This is a genomic window from Pseudomonas sp. P7779, assembly GCF_013386315.1.
GTDB lineage: Bacteria > Pseudomonadota > Gammaproteobacteria > Pseudomonadales > Pseudomonadaceae > Aquipseudomonas.
The window spans coordinates 31,893-46,663 of the sequence record NZ_JACARZ010000015.1; the positions used below are offsets into that span (position 1 = coordinate 31,893).

General features: G+C 60.7%; 16 protein-coding genes. 11 read left to right on the forward strand and 5 right to left on the reverse strand.

Annotated features, from left to right (window positions below; all coding sequences use genetic code 11):
* Nucleotides 1-293 precede the first annotated feature (293 nt).
* The 7 genes from HX869_RS04850 to HX869_RS04880 all read left to right on the forward strand — a co-directional run bounded on the left by HX869_RS04850 (nucleotide 294) and on the right by HX869_RS04880 (nucleotide 6,082).
* Nucleotides 294-1,955, forward strand: coding sequence for an OFA family MFS transporter (locus HX869_RS04850; protein ID WP_178902816.1), 1,662 nt, complete (start codon nucleotides 294-296; stop codon nucleotides 1,953-1,955).
* 256 nt (nucleotides 1,956-2,211) lie between these two features.
* Nucleotides 2,212-2,805, forward strand: coding sequence for an imidazoleglycerol-phosphate dehydratase HisB (gene hisB, locus HX869_RS04855; RefSeq protein WP_003218037.1), 594 nt, complete (start codon nucleotides 2,212-2,214; stop codon nucleotides 2,803-2,805).
* Nucleotides 2,805-3,443 carry an imidazole glycerol phosphate synthase subunit HisH gene (gene hisH / locus HX869_RS04860; RefSeq protein WP_003218034.1) on the forward strand — a complete coding sequence of 213 codons (639 nt, stop codon included), beginning with the start codon at nucleotides 2,805-2,807 and terminating at the stop codon, nucleotides 3,441-3,443. Before hisB ends, hisH begins: the two co-directional genes overlap by 1 nt.
* Entirely contained in the window at nucleotides 3,443-3,700 is a 258-nt protein-coding gene (locus tag HX869_RS04865) for a DUF2164 domain-containing protein (RefSeq protein ID WP_003218033.1), read from the forward strand. Before hisH ends, HX869_RS04865 begins: the two co-directional genes overlap by 1 nt.
* 39 nt (nucleotides 3,701-3,739) lie before the next feature.
* Nucleotides 3,740-4,477, forward strand: coding sequence for a 1-(5-phosphoribosyl)-5-[(5-phosphoribosylamino)methylideneamino]imidazole-4-carboxamide isomerase (gene hisA / locus HX869_RS04870; RefSeq protein WP_008435688.1), 738 nt, complete (start codon nucleotides 3,740-3,742; stop codon nucleotides 4,475-4,477).
* A gap of 9 nt (nucleotides 4,478-4,486) precedes the next feature.
* Complete coding sequence (hisF, locus tag HX869_RS04875; RefSeq protein WP_003218030.1) at nucleotides 4,487-5,257, forward strand: imidazole glycerol phosphate synthase subunit HisF; 771 nt, start codon at nucleotides 4,487-4,489, stop codon at nucleotides 5,255-5,257.
* Nucleotides 5,258-5,323: 66 nt separating this feature from the next.
* Nucleotides 5,324-6,082, forward strand: coding sequence for an ABC transporter substrate-binding protein (locus HX869_RS04880; RefSeq protein ID WP_003218028.1), 759 nt, complete (start codon nucleotides 5,324-5,326; stop codon nucleotides 6,080-6,082).
* Here HX869_RS04880 and HX869_RS04885 read toward each other — a convergent pair.
* The 4 genes from HX869_RS04885 to HX869_RS04900 all read right to left on the reverse strand — a co-directional run bounded on the left by HX869_RS04885 (nucleotide 6,035) and on the right by HX869_RS04900 (nucleotide 10,841).
* A complete protein-coding gene (locus tag HX869_RS04885; RefSeq protein ID WP_178902817.1) occupies nucleotides 6,035-7,339 on the reverse strand; it encodes a Vps62-related protein in 1,305 nt (434 codons plus the stop codon). The genes HX869_RS04880 and HX869_RS04885 overlap by 48 nt on opposite strands.
* Before the next feature lie 74 nt (nucleotides 7,340-7,413).
* Entirely contained in the window at nucleotides 7,414-8,196 is a 783-nt protein-coding gene (locus HX869_RS04890) for a divergent polysaccharide deacetylase family protein (protein ID WP_008435686.1), read from the reverse strand.
* A 1-nt stretch (nucleotide 8,197) separates the two neighbouring features.
* Nucleotides 8,198-9,505, reverse strand: coding sequence for a S41 family peptidase (locus tag HX869_RS04895; RefSeq protein WP_003218023.1), 1,308 nt, complete (start codon nucleotides 9,503-9,505; stop codon nucleotides 8,198-8,200).
* Nucleotides 9,506-9,536: 31 nt separating this feature from the next.
* Nucleotides 9,537-10,841: a murein hydrolase activator EnvC gene (locus HX869_RS04900; RefSeq protein WP_003218021.1), complete on the reverse strand. Its 1,305-nt coding sequence runs from the start codon at nucleotides 10,839-10,841 to the stop codon at nucleotides 9,537-9,539.
* Nucleotides 10,842-11,218: 377 nt separating this feature from the next.
* Between HX869_RS04900 and HX869_RS04905 the strand changes: the two genes are divergently transcribed.
* Nucleotides 11,219-11,650 (forward strand): PBECR2 nuclease fold domain-containing protein, encoded by a 432-nt coding sequence (locus tag HX869_RS04905; protein ID WP_256736749.1) that lies wholly within the window; start codon nucleotides 11,219-11,221, stop codon nucleotides 11,648-11,650.
* A gap of 216 nt (nucleotides 11,651-11,866) precedes the next feature.
* Here HX869_RS04905 and gpmI read toward each other — a convergent pair whose 3' ends face one another.
* Nucleotides 11,867-13,393: a 2,3-bisphosphoglycerate-independent phosphoglycerate mutase gene (gene gpmI, locus HX869_RS04910; protein ID WP_003218015.1), complete on the reverse strand. Its 1,527-nt coding sequence runs from the start codon at nucleotides 13,391-13,393 to the stop codon at nucleotides 11,867-11,869.
* A gap of 151 nt (nucleotides 13,394-13,544) precedes the next feature.
* On the opposite strand from gpmI, the gene HX869_RS04915 reads away from it, so the two are divergent.
* Genes HX869_RS04915 through secB form a run of 3 tightly spaced genes read left to right on the forward strand, consistent with a single transcriptional unit; the run spans nucleotide 13,545 to nucleotide 14,742 of the window.
* Nucleotides 13,545-13,958, forward strand: coding sequence for a rhodanese-like domain-containing protein (locus HX869_RS04915; RefSeq protein ID WP_003218014.1), 414 nt, complete (start codon nucleotides 13,545-13,547; stop codon nucleotides 13,956-13,958).
* 1 nt (nucleotide 13,959) lies between these two features.
* Nucleotides 13,960-14,214, forward strand: a complete 255-nt coding sequence (grxC, locus tag HX869_RS04920) for a glutaredoxin 3 (protein WP_177028519.1) — start codon at nucleotides 13,960-13,962, stop codon at nucleotides 14,212-14,214.
* A gap of 42 nt (nucleotides 14,215-14,256) precedes the next feature.
* Nucleotides 14,257-14,742: a protein-export chaperone SecB gene (gene secB, locus HX869_RS04925; protein WP_003218009.1), complete on the forward strand. Its 486-nt coding sequence runs from the start codon at nucleotides 14,257-14,259 to the stop codon at nucleotides 14,740-14,742.
* Nucleotides 14,743-14,771 lie beyond the last annotated feature (29 nt).

Below are 14,771 nucleotides of genomic sequence, written 5' to 3' on the forward strand. Positions count from 1 at the left end.
GCGAGTCCTTGTATGTCGATTTTAAAATTTAGCCGAAGAGTATAACGCTCGTAGCCCTATGGCTGTTTAGGGATCGTTACATGGCGTCAAACAAATCAGATAACTCCAGAAAGGTGATATCAGTTTGGTTTTTCTGTCATCCACAGATGCTAATCTGCGCATGTTCGTCTGCCGTCTGCGACTAAACGTCGCGTTTAAAAGGAGCTTTACTCAACAAAACGGCCACGCCTTGCGTGTAAGGCCGAGGGAGAGAGCGCCCGACGGACACATACTAATAACTGGGGGAAACATCAATGAGCACTAGCACTGCGGCGGGTAATACTGCTGCACAGCTTGCGTTCCTGTCCAAGGAACGCATTATCGCCAAGCCCGGGTTCAACCGTTGGCTGGTACCACCGGCCGCCCTGGCGATCCACCTGTGTATCGGCATGGCCTACGGTTTTTCGGTGTTCTGGCTGCCGTTGTCCAAGGCGCTGGGGATCACCGCACCGGTCGCCTGCGCGCCGGACATGAGCTTCATCAGCCAGGTCTTCTCGTCGCAATGCGACTGGCCCATCTCCATGCTGGGCTGGATCTACACCCTGTTCTTCATCTTCCTCGGCTGCTCCGCAGCGATCTGGGGCGGCTGGCTGGAACACGCCGGGCCACGCAAGGCTGGTGTCGTTTCGGCCTTGTGCTGGTGTGGCGGCCTGCTGATCTCCGCGCTGGGGATCTATACCCACCAGATCTGGCTGATGTGGATCGGCTCCGGGGTCATTGGCGGTATCGGCCTGGGCCTGGGCTATATCTCGCCGGTCTCGACCCTGATCAAGTGGTTCCCGGACAAGCGCGGCATGGCCACCGGCATGGCGATCATGGGCTTCGGCGGCGGCGCGATGGTGGGTGCCCCGCTGGCAGCCGCCTTGATGGGCCACTTTGCCTCGCCGACCAGCGTTGGCGTGTGGCAGAGCTTCGTGGTCATGGCCGTGATCTACTTCGTGTTCATGATCGGCGGCGCCTTGTCCTACCGTGTTCCGCCTACCGGCTGGAAGCCTGAGGGCTGGACTGCCCCGGCGAAAAAAGCCAGCAACGCGATGATCACCCACCGTCACGTGCACGTGAACGTGGCCTGGAAAACCCCGCAATTCCGCCTGGTGTGGCTGGTGCTGTGCCTGAACGTGTCTGCCGGCATCGGCATCCTCGGCATGGCTTCGCCGCTGCTGCAGGAAGTGTTCGGCGGCAAGTTGCTGGGTAACGGCCTGGCATTTGGCCAGCTGGATGCCGGCCAACTGGCTTCCATCGCGGCCATCGCCGCCGGCTTTACCGGCCTGTTGAGCCTGTTCAACATCGGTGGCCGGTTCTTCTGGGCATCGTTCTCCGACTACCTGGGCCGTAAAAACACCTACTTCGTGTTCTTCGCATTGGGCTTTGCCCTGTACGCGTTGATCCCGAACCTGGGTCACCTGGGCAACGTCGCGCTGTTCGTGGCGGCGTTCTGCATCATCCTGTCGATGTACGGCGGTGGCTTTGCGACCGTCCCGGCTTACCTGGCGGACCTGTTCGGTACGCAAATGGTGGGCGCGATCCACGGTCGCCTGCTGACCGCTTGGGCAGCGGCGGGCGTATTGGGCCCGGTGCTGGTGAACTACCTGCGTGAGTACCAGTTGAGCATCGGCGTTGAACGCGCTGCCGCCTACGACATCACCTTGTACATCCTCGCCGGCCTGCTGGTGCTGGGCTTTATCTGCAACCTGCTGGTACGGCCGGTGGCAGACAAGTACTTCATGACCGACGCCGAACTGGCTGCCGAGCAGGCGCTGGGCCATGACAAGGGCGCCGATTCCAGCACCGTGCTGGAGTGGAAAGCCTCCTCCGGCAGCGTGCCATTGGCGGTGGCTGCCTGGCTGGTGGTGGGCATTCCGTTGGCGTGGGGCGTGTGGGTCACCCTGCAGAAAACCGCAGTACTGTTCCACTAACACCGCGTAACCCTTGTGGGAGCGGGCTTGTGTGGGAGCGGGCTTGCTCGCGAATGCGATGGATCAGTCAGCACATGTATTGGCTGACCCACCGCCTTCGCGAGCAAGCCCGCTCACACACAAAGCTGCTCCCACACTTGTACTGACATGTCTATCCCCGACACTCCATCAGTCTTATCCCCTCCGATGTTTCTGTTTAGCGCCCGCGCCCCTATAATGGCTGCCTTTTTCGCCCAATGATTTTGCGGAGCTGGTGATGGCCGAACGTAAGGCGTCCGTCGAGCGCGACACTCTGGAAACCCAGATCAAAGCCTCGATCAACCTGGATGGCACCGGAAAGGCCCGATTTGATATCGGTGTACCTTTTCTTGAGCACATGCTGGACCAGATCGCCCGTCACGGGCTGATCGACCTGGATATCGTCAGCAAGGGCGACCTGCATATCGACGACCACCACACGGTGGAAGACGTCGGTATCACGTTGGGCCAGGCATTTGCCAAAGCCATCGGCGACAAGAAAGGCATCCGTCGCTACGGCCACGCCTATGTCCCGCTGGATGAAGCGCTGTCGCGTGTGGTCATCGACTTCTCCGGCCGCCCGGGCCTGCAGATGCACGTGCCGTACACCCGCGCCACCGTGGGCGGCTTCGACGTCGACCTGTTCCAGGAATTCTTCCAGGGTTTCGTCAACCACGCCCTGGTCAGCCTGCACATCGACAACCTGCGTGGCACCAACACCCACCACCAGATCGAGACCGTGTTCAAGGCTTTCGGCCGTGCCCTGCGCATGGCCGTGGAGCTGGATGACCGCATGGCCGGGCAAATGCCGTCGACCAAGGGCGTCCTGTAATGCAGACGGTCGCGGTTATCGACTACGGCATGGGTAACCTGCACTCGGTGGCCAAGGCCCTCGAGCACGTAGGTGCCGGCAAGGTGCTGATCACCAGCGATGCCGACGTGATTCGCGAAGCCGACCGGGTAGTGTTCCCGGGGGTTGGCGCGATTCGCGACTGCATGGCCGAGATTCGCCGCCTGGGCTTCGACAGCCTGGTGCGTGAAGTCAGCCAGGACCGGCCGTTCCTCGGCATCTGCGTGGGCATGCAAGCCTTGCTCGACAGCAGTGAAGAGAACGACGGCGTCGACTGCATCGGTCTGTTTCCGGGCCAGGTGAAGTTTTTCGGCAAGGACCTGCACGAAGACGGCGAGCACCTGAAGGTGCCACACATGGGCTGGAACGAAGTGCGCCAGACCGTGGATCACCCGCTGTGGCACGAAGTGCCGGACTTGGCGCGTTTCTATTTCGTACACAGCTATTACATCGCCGCCGGTAACCCGCGCCAGGTGGTGGGTGGCGGGCACTATGGCGTCGACTTCGCCGCGGCCCTGGCCGACGGTTCGCGCTTTGCCGTGCAATTCCACCCGGAGAAGAGCCATACCCATGGCCTGCAACTGCTGCAGAACTTCGCCGCGTGGGACGGGCGCTGGTAATGGCCAAGAAGGTCAAGCCGCCGATCTTGAACCTCACTCCCCAGCAGGAGAGTGAGGCCACCGACAAGATCAAGCGTTTCATGGAAGACCGCTTCGAGCTCAAGCTCGGCTCGTTCGAGGTTGCAGAAATCCTCGAACTGTTCACCACTGAAATTGCTCCGCACTATTACAACAGGGCGATTTTCGATGTGCAGACGCACCTTAAAGAAAGGTTCGAAAGCATCGAAAGCGACTTGTGGGCGCTCGAGAAACCCTGATTTCCCGAGCAACGCTGAATATCGAATAAGGTTTGCCAGATGCTGATTATTCCCGCAATCGATCTCAAGGACGGCGCCTGCGTACGTCTGCGCCAGGGCCGCATGGAAGATTCCACGGTGTTCTCCGATGACCCGGTGAGCATGGCTGCCAAGTGGGTGGAAGGCGGTTGCCGTCGTCTGCATCTGGTGGACTTGAACGGTGCGTTCGAAGGCCAGCCGGTCAACGGTGAAGTCGTCACGGCGATCGCCAAGCGCTATCCGAACCTGCCAATCCAGATCGGCGGCGGTATCCGCTCCCTGGAAACCATCGAGCACTACGTGAAAGCGGGCGTGAGCTACGTGATCATCGGCACCAAGGCCGTGAAAGACCCGGCCTTCGTCGCCGAAGCCTGCCGTGCGTTCCCCGGCAAAGTGATCGTGGGCCTGGACGCCAAGGACGGTTTCGTCGCCACCGACGGCTGGGCCGAGATCAGCACCGTCCAGGTGATCGACCTCGCCAAGCAGTTTGAAGCCGACGGCGTCTCCGCCATCGTTTATACCGACATCGCCAAAGACGGCATGATGCAGGGCTGCAACGTACCGTTCACCGCTGCGCTGGCTGCGGCCACCAGGATCCCGGTGATCGCTTCCGGCGGTATCCACAACCTCGGCGACATCAAGTCGCTGCTGGACGCGAAGGCGCCGGGGATCATCGGCGCCATCACCGGCCGGGCGATCTATGAAGGCACCCTGGATGTCGCTGAAGCCCAGGCTTACTGCGACGCCTACAACGGCTGAGGACTGACCATGGCGCTGGCCAAACGCATCATCCCTTGCCTGGACGTCGACAACGGTCGCGTGGTCAAGGGCGTCAAGTTCGAGAACATCCGTGACGCCGGCGACCCGGTGGAGATCGCCCGTCGCTACGACGAACAGGGCGCCGACGAGATTACCTTTCTCGACATCACCGCCAGCGTCGATGGTCGCGACACCACGCTGCATACCGTGGAGCGCATGGCCAGCCAGGTGTTTATCCCGCTGACCGTGGGTGGTGGCGTGCGTACCGTGCAGGACATTCGCAACCTGCTGAATGCCGGCGCGGACAAGGTTTCGATCAACACTGCGGCGGTGTTCAACCCGGAATTTGTCGGCGAAGCCGCACAGCACTTCGGTTCGCAATGCATCGTGGTTGCCATCGACGCCAAGAAAGTCTCCGGCCCGGGCGAAACTCCGCGCTGGGAGATCTTCACCCACGGCGGGCGCAAGCCGACCGGGCTGGATGCCGTGCAGTGGGCGATGAAGATGGAAGCCCTGGGTGCCGGTGAAATCCTGCTGACCAGCATGGACCAGGACGGCATGAAAAACGGCTTCGACCTGGGCGTGACCCGCGCCATCAGCGACGCACTGGGCATCCCGGTGATTGCTTCCGGCGGCGTCGGCAACCTGCAGCACCTGGCCGACGGCGTGATCGAAGGCCACGCCAGCGCAGTGCTGGCGGCGAGTATTTTCCACTTTGGCGAATACACCGTGCCTGAGGCCAAGGCCTACATGGCGGCGCGCGGTATCGTCGTACGCTAAACGTCACTGGACACCATGGCAGGCTCGCGGCACTCTCTGGGCTTGCCATGGATTCCGGTAACTTTCATGTTCAAAGACCTGCTGCTCGCCCTCGCCAGTACCACCGTTCTGCTGACGGGTTCGGCTTACGCTGATGAACCGTCCGACGGCGCTTCCCTGGTGTTGCTGACGGAAAACTTCCCGCCGTACAACATGGCGAAAAACGGCAAGAACTTCGCCAAGGAAGAGAACATCGAAGGCATTGCCGTGGACATCGTCCGCGAGACGTTCCAGCGTGCCGGTATTTCCTACAACCTGACCCTGCGGTTCCCTTGGGACCGGATCTACAAACTCGCCCTGGAAAAACCCGGTTACGGCGTGTTCGTGATGGCGCGCTTGCCGGACCGTGAGGCGCTGTTCAAATGGGTCGGCCCCATCGGCCCGGACGATTGGGTGCTGCTGGCCAAGGCTGACAGCAAGATCCAGCTGAGCGACCTTGAGCAGGCGCGGCGCTACAAGATCGGCGCCTACAAGGGCGACGCCATCGCCGAGAGCCTGGAGAAGCAGGGGCTCAAGCCGGTGATCGTGTTGCGGGATCAGGACAACGCGAAAAAGCTGGTGGATGGCCAGATCGACCTGTGGGCCACCGGGGACCCGGCGGGCCGTTATCTGGCACGCCAGGTCGGGGTGACCGGGCTCAAGACTGTGTTGCGTTTCAACAGCGCGGAGCTGTACCTGGCGCTGAACAAAAACGTGCCGGATGACGTAGTGGCGAAACTCCAGGCGGCCCTCGATCAGTTACGGCAGGAGGGTGTCGTCGATGAAATCATGGGGCGTTATCTCTAGGTTGTTTTCTGTGGGCTCGGGCACCGCTGCTGGTACTTCCTCTGGCTCCTCAACAGCAGTAACCGCCGCTTCAGGTTGCAGCAGCTCGCTGAAGTAGACGTTATCTCCGCTGGCATAGGTCAGGGTTGGCCCGAGCTGGCTGCCGTCAGCCCGCAATAGCTCGTATCGGCTTTTGACCAGGTAGGCAGCGATGGATTTATTCGCCGGGATGTAAGCCATCACATCCGCCACGCCCTCCCGTTCCCAGCCTTGTGCGGTCAAGCCCGTATGCGTGAAGTCGCGATTGAGGTTGGCACTGATACTCAACGGATGCCGGGGTGCCCAGGCAGCCTTTATATCGACGCCGGTCAAGGCGCGCAGGCCCATGGAGAAGTCACTGATCTCTCCTTTTGCGAATACCCAACTGAAGGTTTGGCTTGCTGGCGTGGTGTTTTGACCGCTGGCCACCAAGCTGTACTGGTCGATTCTTTTCAACCGATATACCGGGCACGTTTGCAGTTTTTCCAGGGGCGTCAGGGTCGGGTCGTTCACGGTAAACCAGGGCAGTTCGCACACATGAATGCCCTCTGTTACCTGCTCCGGCATCGTGCGTCCTGGTGCCATTTCGGGTGAAAGTGGCGGCAAATCCTCGGAATGAAGCGCAAGGTCCAGCCGCAGGGCGTGCACCGGGCTTTGCCTGGTTGGCTTGGCATAGCCCTCGGCGCCGGTAAAGGTGCCCGGTGCCAGGTAGGCTTGGCCAGGAGCTGCTTGCGACGGGGAGACACCCCAGGCGCTGAAGTCCCGGTGGGCGCCGCTGCCTTGGTCGCTCCAGATCAACTGGTCGACATAGGCCTGAGTCACCAGGTCTTCTCTGACACAGCGGATGGTATTGCGTGGTGGTTTGTCGTTACCGAGGCCACAGACCAGCCCCATCGCCACATAACCTTCTGGAGCGGTGGGCCGCCAGATTGAGAAATTGGCGCGTGCCCTTGGTCCCGAGTGTTCCCAGACTCTCTCGAAGTCGACGGGGGGCCGCAAGGCGGTGCCATTCTCCCGGTCAACTTCGCTGACAACAGCGACGATGTTCAGTTGATTGATGTTGTGGTAACCCGCCACGGCCACATCACCCAGCGGGACGAAGTTGCCCAGCGCGTCGGAGGATGTGCTCGGGCGCCAGAAGGTCACGGTTTTTTCGGCGCGAGTGCCTTTGTCGTTCCATACAGGAACGAACTCGGTGGTGAAGTTGATCAGCAGGTCTTTGTATTGCAGTGAGTTCATCTACAGACTCTCCAGTGGATACGAAGATCCACTATCGAAGAGTCCGCTCGGTCAGGCGCGGTAGCTATATAGCACTAGCGGTAAGTGCCGTTTTTTCCGTGGCCGGCCATGGCCTGGTTGCTGCGCAGGCTGATCATCAACTTGATATCGATCCACTCGACGCCCTGGGCCTTGAGCTTGGGCAGCTCACGTTCGAGTACCGCCAGTGTCTGTGGATAAGGGTGGCCGATCATCACCGCCGAACCCTGTTTGTGGGCCAGCTTGATCGCGGTCTGCAGCTGGGTGGTGATGGCCGCTTCGGTGCGTTCGTCGTCGAGGAACACATCCCGCGAGACGCTGGCCAGGCCAATCTTTTGCGCCTCGGCGGCGGCGACGGTTTTAGCGCTGGTGCGGCTGTCGACGAAGAACTTGTGGCGTCGTTGCAGCTCACCCATCAACCAGGCCATGGCCTCCGGCTGGGCGGTCATGCGGCTGCCCATGTGGTTGTTGATGCCGGCGGTGTAGGGCACGGCCTTGAAGGCCGCGTCCAGGCGTTTGCCCAGCTCTTCGATGGGCAGGTCGGGGTGCCAGGCGAACGGGCCGGTGGCCGGGTCCATGGGCATGTGCAGGATGACGATCTTGCCGGCCTTGTGGGCTTCGCGGGCGAATTCGGCGGCGTGGGGTGTGTCGGGCATGATCGCCGTGGTCACCGGGCCGGGCAGGGCGAGCACACGACGATCCCGGGGCAGGTTTTGCCCGAGGTCGTCGATGATCAGGGTCAGGTAGGCTTTGTGTTCAGCGGGGGCTGCACTGGCGGGGTTGCCTTGGGCGACACCCGCCAGACAGCACAGCAAAGCGATGATCAGTCCACGGCGCATATCAACGGCTGCGCGTAATGCTCAGGCCCTTGAGCAGGCTCAGCGCCTGGGCCAACTGATAATCGTCGTCCTGCGGCATCGGCTTGGCTTTCGAGCCGCTGCCGGTCGGCTGGTCGGCGCCGCCGTTGCCATTGCCCAGGTGGCCTTGCAGGTCCGCTTCCTTGTAGAACTCGCTGTCGGCTTCGTTGGTGATCTTGGCCTTGCGCACTTCGATGTCCGGCACGATGCCCTGGGCCTGGATCGAGCGGCCGTTCGGCGTGTAGTACAGCGCCGTGGTGATCTTCAAGGCACGCTCGTTGTTCAGCGGCAGCACGGTTTGCACCGAGCCTTTGCCGAAGCTGGTGGTGCCCATCAGCACGCCGCGTTTCTGGTCTTGCAGGGCGCCGGCGACGATTTCCGAAGCCGAGGCGCTGCCGCCGTTGATCAGCACAACCATCGGCACGCCTTCGCTGAGGTCGTTGCCGGTGGCCGAGAAGCGCAGCTCGGAGTTGGCGATACGGCCCTTGGTGTAGACGATCAGGCCCTTGGTGATGAAGTGGTCGACCACCTCCACAGCGGCCTGCAACACGCCGCCCGGGTTGTTACGCAGGTCGAGCACGATGCCGCTGAGTTTCTTGCCGTTGTCTTTGCGCAGCTTGGCGAGGGCCTTGGCCACTTCGTCGCCGGTCTTGACCTGGAACTGGGTGATACGGATGTAGCCGTAGCCCGACTCCAGCAGCTGGCTCTTCACGCTCTTGACCGTGATGGTAGCGCGGGTCAGGGTCACGTCGAACGGCGTGCCGCCGTCGCGCACCAGGGTCAGGGTGATTTTCTGGCCGATCTTGCCGCGCATCTTGTCGACGGCTTCGGTCATGGTCTGGCCGCGGGTCGGCTGGCCGTTGATCTTGACGATAAAGTCACCGGCCTGGATGCCGGCCTTGGACGCAGGGGTGTCATCGATCGGCGAAACGACCTTGATGTTGCCGTCGTCGGCGCCGACTTCAATGCCCAGGCCACCGAATTCACCGCTGGTGCTCTCCTGTAGCTCGGCGAAATCTTCCGGGCCCAGGTAGGCGGAGTGCGGGTCAAGGTTGCTGAGCATGCCCTTGATGGCATTTTCCAGCAGGGTCTTGTCGTCCACAGGTTCGACATAAGCGGCCTTGATCCGGTCCATGACCTCGGCAAAGGTGCGCAACTCGTCCAGCGGCAGCGGGGCCTTGGTGGTCGCGGCCGTGGCCGACTGGGCGGTCTGGTCGGCGAATGCCAAAGGCGCGCCGATCACCAGAGCGATCGTCAGGGCCAGCGATGTGAGGCGGGACAAATGCAGCATGTCGAACGAACTCCTAATGTAGATGCGACCCTTATCCTTGGGTACGGCACCATTGTGCCGGGTCGCTCGGGCGGCCCTGCTGACGAATAGCGAAGTACAGCGCCGGGGTGTCCTGGCCACCACTGTTACCGACAGTGGAGATGGATTCACCGGCTTTTACAACATCACCTGCCGCTTTAAGCAAAGTTTGATTGTGGCCGTAAAGGCTCAAATAGCCATTACCGTGGTCAAGAATCACCAGCAAACCTGCACCACGCAGCCAATCGGCGAATACCACACGGCCGCCGTGGATAGCGTGGACCTGGGTGCCGGCACCGGCACTGATCATCACACCGTCCCACTTGGCGCGGGTGTCATCGCCACGGGTTTCACCAAAGCGTGCCAGTAATCGACCATCAACTGGCCATGGAAGTTTGCCCCGAGCTGAAGCAAAAGGTCCGCCGAAGGATTCGCCGGCGCTGGAAACCAGCGGGCCAGGCGCTGCACGCGCCGGTTTACGCGGGGCCGGGGCGTCGGTAGTGGCGCTGGCGACTGCCTCGGCGGCTTCACGCTCGCGCTTTTTTTCGGCTTCCTGCTGGGCCAGCAGCGCTTTTTGCCGCGCCTGCTCTGCCTCACGGGCCTGGCGCGCCAGGGTTTCCTCGATGGTTTTCAGGACTTTGCCCAGGTCGGCCTGGTCTTGCTCGCGGGCCTGGAGCTTGGCGTCACGGGCCTTCACGTCGTCATTCAGCTTGGCCAGCGCCTGCTGGCGCTCCTTGCGGACCTTGTCCAGCTCGTCGCGCTGGCTGTCGAGGGCGGTTTTCTGGTCGAGCAGCTGCGACTGCTGGTTGGCGATTTCCTGCTCGACGTTGGCCAACTGGCGCAGGGTCTCGTTGAAGCTTTTCAGTTGCTCCAGGCGGGCCTTGCTCAGGTAGTCGTAATAGGTAAGGGTGCGGGCGAATTTTTCCGGGTTCTGCTGGTTGAGCAGCAGCTTGAGGTATTCCTGGCGGCCGTTCTGGTAAGCGGCGCGGGCCTGGATCGCGATCAGGCGTTGCTGTTCAACGCGGGCGCTCTGGAGTTTTTTTTTCTCAGCGTCGAGTCGCTCCAGTTCCGACTCGCTCTTCTTTAGTTCTTTTTGCAGCTCCTGGACCTGCTTCTCCAGCTTGCCCATCTCGGTTTCCGTGCCGCGCAGGTCTTTCTGCACGCCGGACTTCTCTTCCTGGAGCTTGCCGAGCAGCTTCTTCAGCTCGGTAATGTCCTGACGCGTAGCGTCCAACTGTTGTTGGGTTTGTGCGCGCTCATCGGCAAACGCCGGTTGGAGCAGGCAGACAAGAGCAAGGGTAATCAAGGCGCGAAGCATAGAGGCGGGCGACACCAGGGAAAGGGACGGCCTAGTATGCCCGCCAAGCGCTGCAAAAAAAACGCCCAATTCGGCTTGGCAGGCAAGTTAGGTGCCCAGTGGCCGCATTCTGCAAGCAATTGTGGGCAAGTCCCATAGCCCTTTGAAGGCGACGAGCGGTAGAGAGCGTCGTGTCGTGCTTCTGCAGTTGTTTTGTGTGCTTCGCGAAATGCCTTGAAATGCTCCACCCTGAAGGTGCATTTGCGCTCGGAATAGACTCTTCGGCCCTGTTAATCCGACGGTCGGCATAGTCACTAATGCCTTGTATTCACGAGTCAAAAGGCCAGCAAACGTGGCTTGATTATGGGCTTCCCGACCTTCGTAGTCTGGATCGGGCCTTGCGAGCGCGTCCACTTGAGGAAGTGGCCGCCGGCAATGACGTCGAAGCGGCCATCGATATAGTCGCAATGCATTTTGGCATTGCCCATTCGAGCTGTTCGGAAGTGGAAGTTGCCTCGCCTTTGGGGCAAATAGCGATCAGGCGTAGCTGTCTGCAGCACATTGTTGAAAAGCGGCAGGACGCCAGAGAGCGTTATGTCAGGTTCGCCTTGGACGCATTGACGGGGCCTCTGGAAATATGGCGTGTTGCTTATAGCGATTGCTCCGCTCGTTTAGCATTCATTGGGGCTTATGAATCCAGGAGGCAGATGCTGGTGGTGGTCAATATTCAGGCTGGCAATGTGCTGTGGAACTTCATGCAGACAGACGCCAAGGCCTTGAACAAGCATCGTCATGGTGAGTTGCTCTACAAGCGTTACGAGCTTTTGTGACGCCCAAAGAAAGGGCAGCTCTTTCGAACTGCCCTAAGTAGTGCTTGCTTGATATTCATATACACACCCTCAAGCAGGGGTGTGGAGGTCTCACCCTACGCGGATATCCAGCCATCTGCGGGGTTCCTACGCCAGTTATCGCCGCTGGAGGCAACTGGTTTCGCGCTCGAGTCCATTATTGACGGGCTGCCTGTTTTGAGCAACCCCTGAACTGTGTCAGACCAGAATCGAAGTGCCAGTCATCTCTTTCGGCTTCTCCAGCCCCATCAGCATCAACATGGTCGGTGCCACGTCGGCCAGCACGCCGCCATCACGTACTTTAAAGTCACGTTTGCCTACGTAGATGAATGGCACCGGCTCGGTGGTGTGGGCGGTGTGGGCCTGGCCGGTGGATTCGTCGGACATTTGCTCGCAGTTGCCGTGGTCAGCGGTGATCAGCGCTTCGCCGCCCACCTTTTCCAGGGCGTCGACGATGCGGCCGACGCACAGGTCCAGGCATTCCACGGCTTTTACCGCCGCTTCCAGGTTGCCGCTGTGGCCCACCATGTCACCGTTGGCGTAGTTGACCACGATCACGTCGTAGCGCTGGTGTTCGATAGCGTCGACGATCTTGTCCGTGACTTCCGGGGCACTCATCTCCGGCTGCAGGTCGTAGGTGGCGACTTTCGGCGACGGAATCAGGATGCGTTCTTCACCCGGGAACGGTTCTTCACGACCGCCGGAGAAGAAGAAGGTCACGTGGGCGTATTTCTCGGTTTCGGCAATGCGCAGTTGGGTCTTGCCGTTTTTCGCCAGGTAATCCCCCAGCACGTTTTCCAGGCTGCCCGGGGCGAATGCCGACGGGGCCGGGATGTTGGCGGCGTATTGGGTCAGCATCACGAATTCGACTTTCGGCTGGCGGGCGCGCTCGAAGTCCTTGAAGCCGGCATCGACGAATACGTGGCTCAGCTCGCGGGCACGGTCGGCGCGGAAGTTCATGAACACCACGGCGTCGCCATCTTCGACCTTGACCGGTTCGCCGATGGTGGTGGCCTTGACGAATTCGTCACTCTCGCCACGGGCGTAGGCGGCTTCCAGGCCTTCCTGGGCGGTGGCGGCGTTGAATTCGGCCTGGCCGTCGACGATCAGGTTGTAGGCCTGTGCCACGCGGTCCCAGCGGTTGTCGCGGTCCATGGCGAAGTAGCGGCCAACCAGACTGGCGATGCGGCCTTTGCCGAGGGTCTTGAAGGTTTCATCCAGCAGTTCGATGGAGGACTGGGCACTTTTCGGCGGGGTGTCGCGGCCGTCGAGGAACGCGTGCAGGTAGATCTTCTCGGCGCCGCGCTTGAAGGCCAGTTCGGCCATGGCGATCAGGTGGTCCTGGTGGCTGTGGACGCCGCCGTCCGACAGCAGGCCCATGAAGTGCACGGCCTTGCCGGCCTTGACCGCTTTATCCACTGCCGCGCAGATGTTTGGGTTCTCGAAAAACTCACCGTCGCGGATCGCTTTGGTCACGCGGGTGAAGTCTTGATAGACCACTCGTCCGGCACCGAGATTCATATGGCCGACTTCCGAGTTGCCCATTTGGCCGTCCGGCAGGCCAACATCCATGCCCGAGCCCGAGATCAGGCCGTTCGGAACGGTAGCGCTCAGACGGTCCAGTACTGGCTTGCTGGCCGAGTACACGGCGTTGTCGTGGTGGCTTTCACTGTGTCCGAAGCCATCGAGAATTATCAGGACCAAAGGTTTAGGCGTAGTAGTCATAGATCCTCTCGCGGCGGTAATGAATGAAGGGAATAGAAAAGGGAGTGGCAGTTTAAAGCGAAGTTCCGACCACGTCACCGCTTTACGGGGGTTGGCCGACCATGGCGGCTGTGTATACTTACCGCCATTTTAACGCCCTGGAACCTCCTTGATGGTTGATCACCTGATTGCATTTGCCACTACCCACTATTTGCTCGCTGGTGCGTTCGTCGTACTGCTGGCGCTGCTGATCGCTCACGAATTGAGCCGCGGTGGCCGCAGCCTCAGCACGTCCGAGCTGACCGCGCTGGTCAACAAGGATGAGGCCGTAGTGGTGGACATTCGTCCCGCCAAGGATTTCGCCGCCGGTCACATTGTCGGCGCGCTGAACATTCCCCAGGACAAACTGATTTCGCGCCTGGCCGAGCTGGAAAAGCACAAGGCCAAGACCATTATCCTGGTCGACGCCCAGGGCCAGCACTCCGGCACCCACGCCCGCGAGATGCTGAAAACCGGCTTCAACGCCGCCAAACTGTCGGGTGGTATTTCCAGCTGGCGTGGCGATAACCTGCCGCTGGTGAAGTGATATGAGCCAGGTTGTCGTTTATTCCAGCGATTATTGCCCTTATTGCATGCGGGCCAAGGCCCTGCTTGTGAAAAAGGGCATTGCCTTCGAAGAGATCAAGGTTGATGGCAAGCCCCAGGTGCGCGCCGAGATGACCAAGAAAGCGGGACGCACGTCCGTGCCGCAGATCTGGATCGGTGACAAGCATGTCGGTGGTTGCGATGACCTGTTCGCACTCGAGCGCGCCGGTAAACTGGATGCGCTGCTTCACGTCTGACTCCTAACCCCTAAAAGACCCCAAGATCACGAAGGATCTGCGATGACTGACCAACAGAACACCGAAGCGGCAGCAGAAGAAGCTCAAGGCCCACAATTTTCCCTGCAGCGTATTTACGTGCGTGACTTGTCGTTCGAAGCGCCGAAAAGCCCGGCCATCTTCCGTCAGGAATGGACCCCGAGCGTTGCGCTGGACCTGAACACCCGTCAGAAGGCCCTGGAAGGTGACTTCCACGAGGTCGTGCTGACCCTGTCGGTCACCGTCAAGAACGGCGAAGAAGTGGCCTTCATCGCTGAAGTGCAACAGGCCGGTATCTTCCTGATCCAGGGCCTGGACGAAGCGTCCATGAGCCACACCCTGGGCGCGTTCTGCCCGAACATCCTGTTCCCGTATGCCCGTGAGACCCTGGACAGCCTGGTCACCCGTGGCTCGTTCCCGGCGCTGATGCTGGCCCCGGTGAACTTCGATGCCCTGTATGCGCAAGAGCTGCAGCGCATGCAACAGGAAGGCTCGCCAACGGTTCAGTAAGCTGTTCTGAGCAACGACGCCGATCCAAT

Excerpts from the sequence above, each read along its gene's own strand:
- HX869_RS04850 (WP_178902816.1), top strand. The coding sequence starts at position 294 with ATGAGCACTAGCACTGCGGCGGGTAATACTGCTGCACAGCTTGCGTTC.
- hisB (WP_003218037.1), top strand. The coding sequence starts at position 2,212 with ATGGCCGAACGTAAGGCGTCCGTCGAGCGCGACACTCTGGAAACCCAG.
- hisH (WP_003218034.1), top strand. The coding sequence starts at position 2,805 with ATGCAGACGGTCGCGGTTATCGACTACGGCATGGGTAACCTGCACTCG.
- HX869_RS04865 (WP_003218033.1), top strand. The coding sequence starts at position 3,443 with ATGGCCAAGAAGGTCAAGCCGCCGATCTTGAACCTCACTCCCCAGCAG.
- hisA (WP_008435688.1), top strand. The coding sequence starts at position 3,740 with ATGCTGATTATTCCCGCAATCGATCTCAAGGACGGCGCCTGCGTACGT.
- hisF (WP_003218030.1), top strand. The coding sequence starts at position 4,487 with ATGGCGCTGGCCAAACGCATCATCCCTTGCCTGGACGTCGACAACGGT.
- HX869_RS04880 (WP_003218028.1), top strand. The coding sequence starts at position 5,324 with ATGTTCAAAGACCTGCTGCTCGCCCTCGCCAGTACCACCGTTCTGCTG.
- HX869_RS04885 (WP_178902817.1), bottom strand. The coding sequence starts at position 7,339 with ATGAACTCACTGCAATACAAAGACCTGCTGATCAACTTCACCACCGAG.
- HX869_RS04890 (WP_008435686.1), bottom strand. The coding sequence starts at position 8,196 with ATGCGCCGTGGACTGATCATCGCTTTGCTGTGCTGTCTGGCGGGTGTC.
- HX869_RS04895 (WP_003218023.1), bottom strand. The coding sequence starts at position 9,505 with ATGCTGCATTTGTCCCGCCTCACATCGCTGGCCCTGACGATCGCTCTG.
- HX869_RS04900 (WP_003218021.1), bottom strand. The coding sequence starts at position 10,841 with ATGCTTCGCGCCTTGATTACCCTTGCTCTTGTCTGCCTGCTCCAACCG.
- gpmI (WP_003218015.1), bottom strand. The coding sequence starts at position 13,393 with ATGACTACTACGCCTAAACCTTTGGTCCTGATAATTCTCGATGGCTTC.
- HX869_RS04915 (WP_003218014.1), top strand. The coding sequence starts at position 13,545 with ATGGTTGATCACCTGATTGCATTTGCCACTACCCACTATTTGCTCGCT.
- grxC (WP_177028519.1), top strand. The coding sequence starts at position 13,960 with ATGAGCCAGGTTGTCGTTTATTCCAGCGATTATTGCCCTTATTGCATG.
- secB (WP_003218009.1), top strand. The coding sequence starts at position 14,257 with ATGACTGACCAACAGAACACCGAAGCGGCAGCAGAAGAAGCTCAAGGC.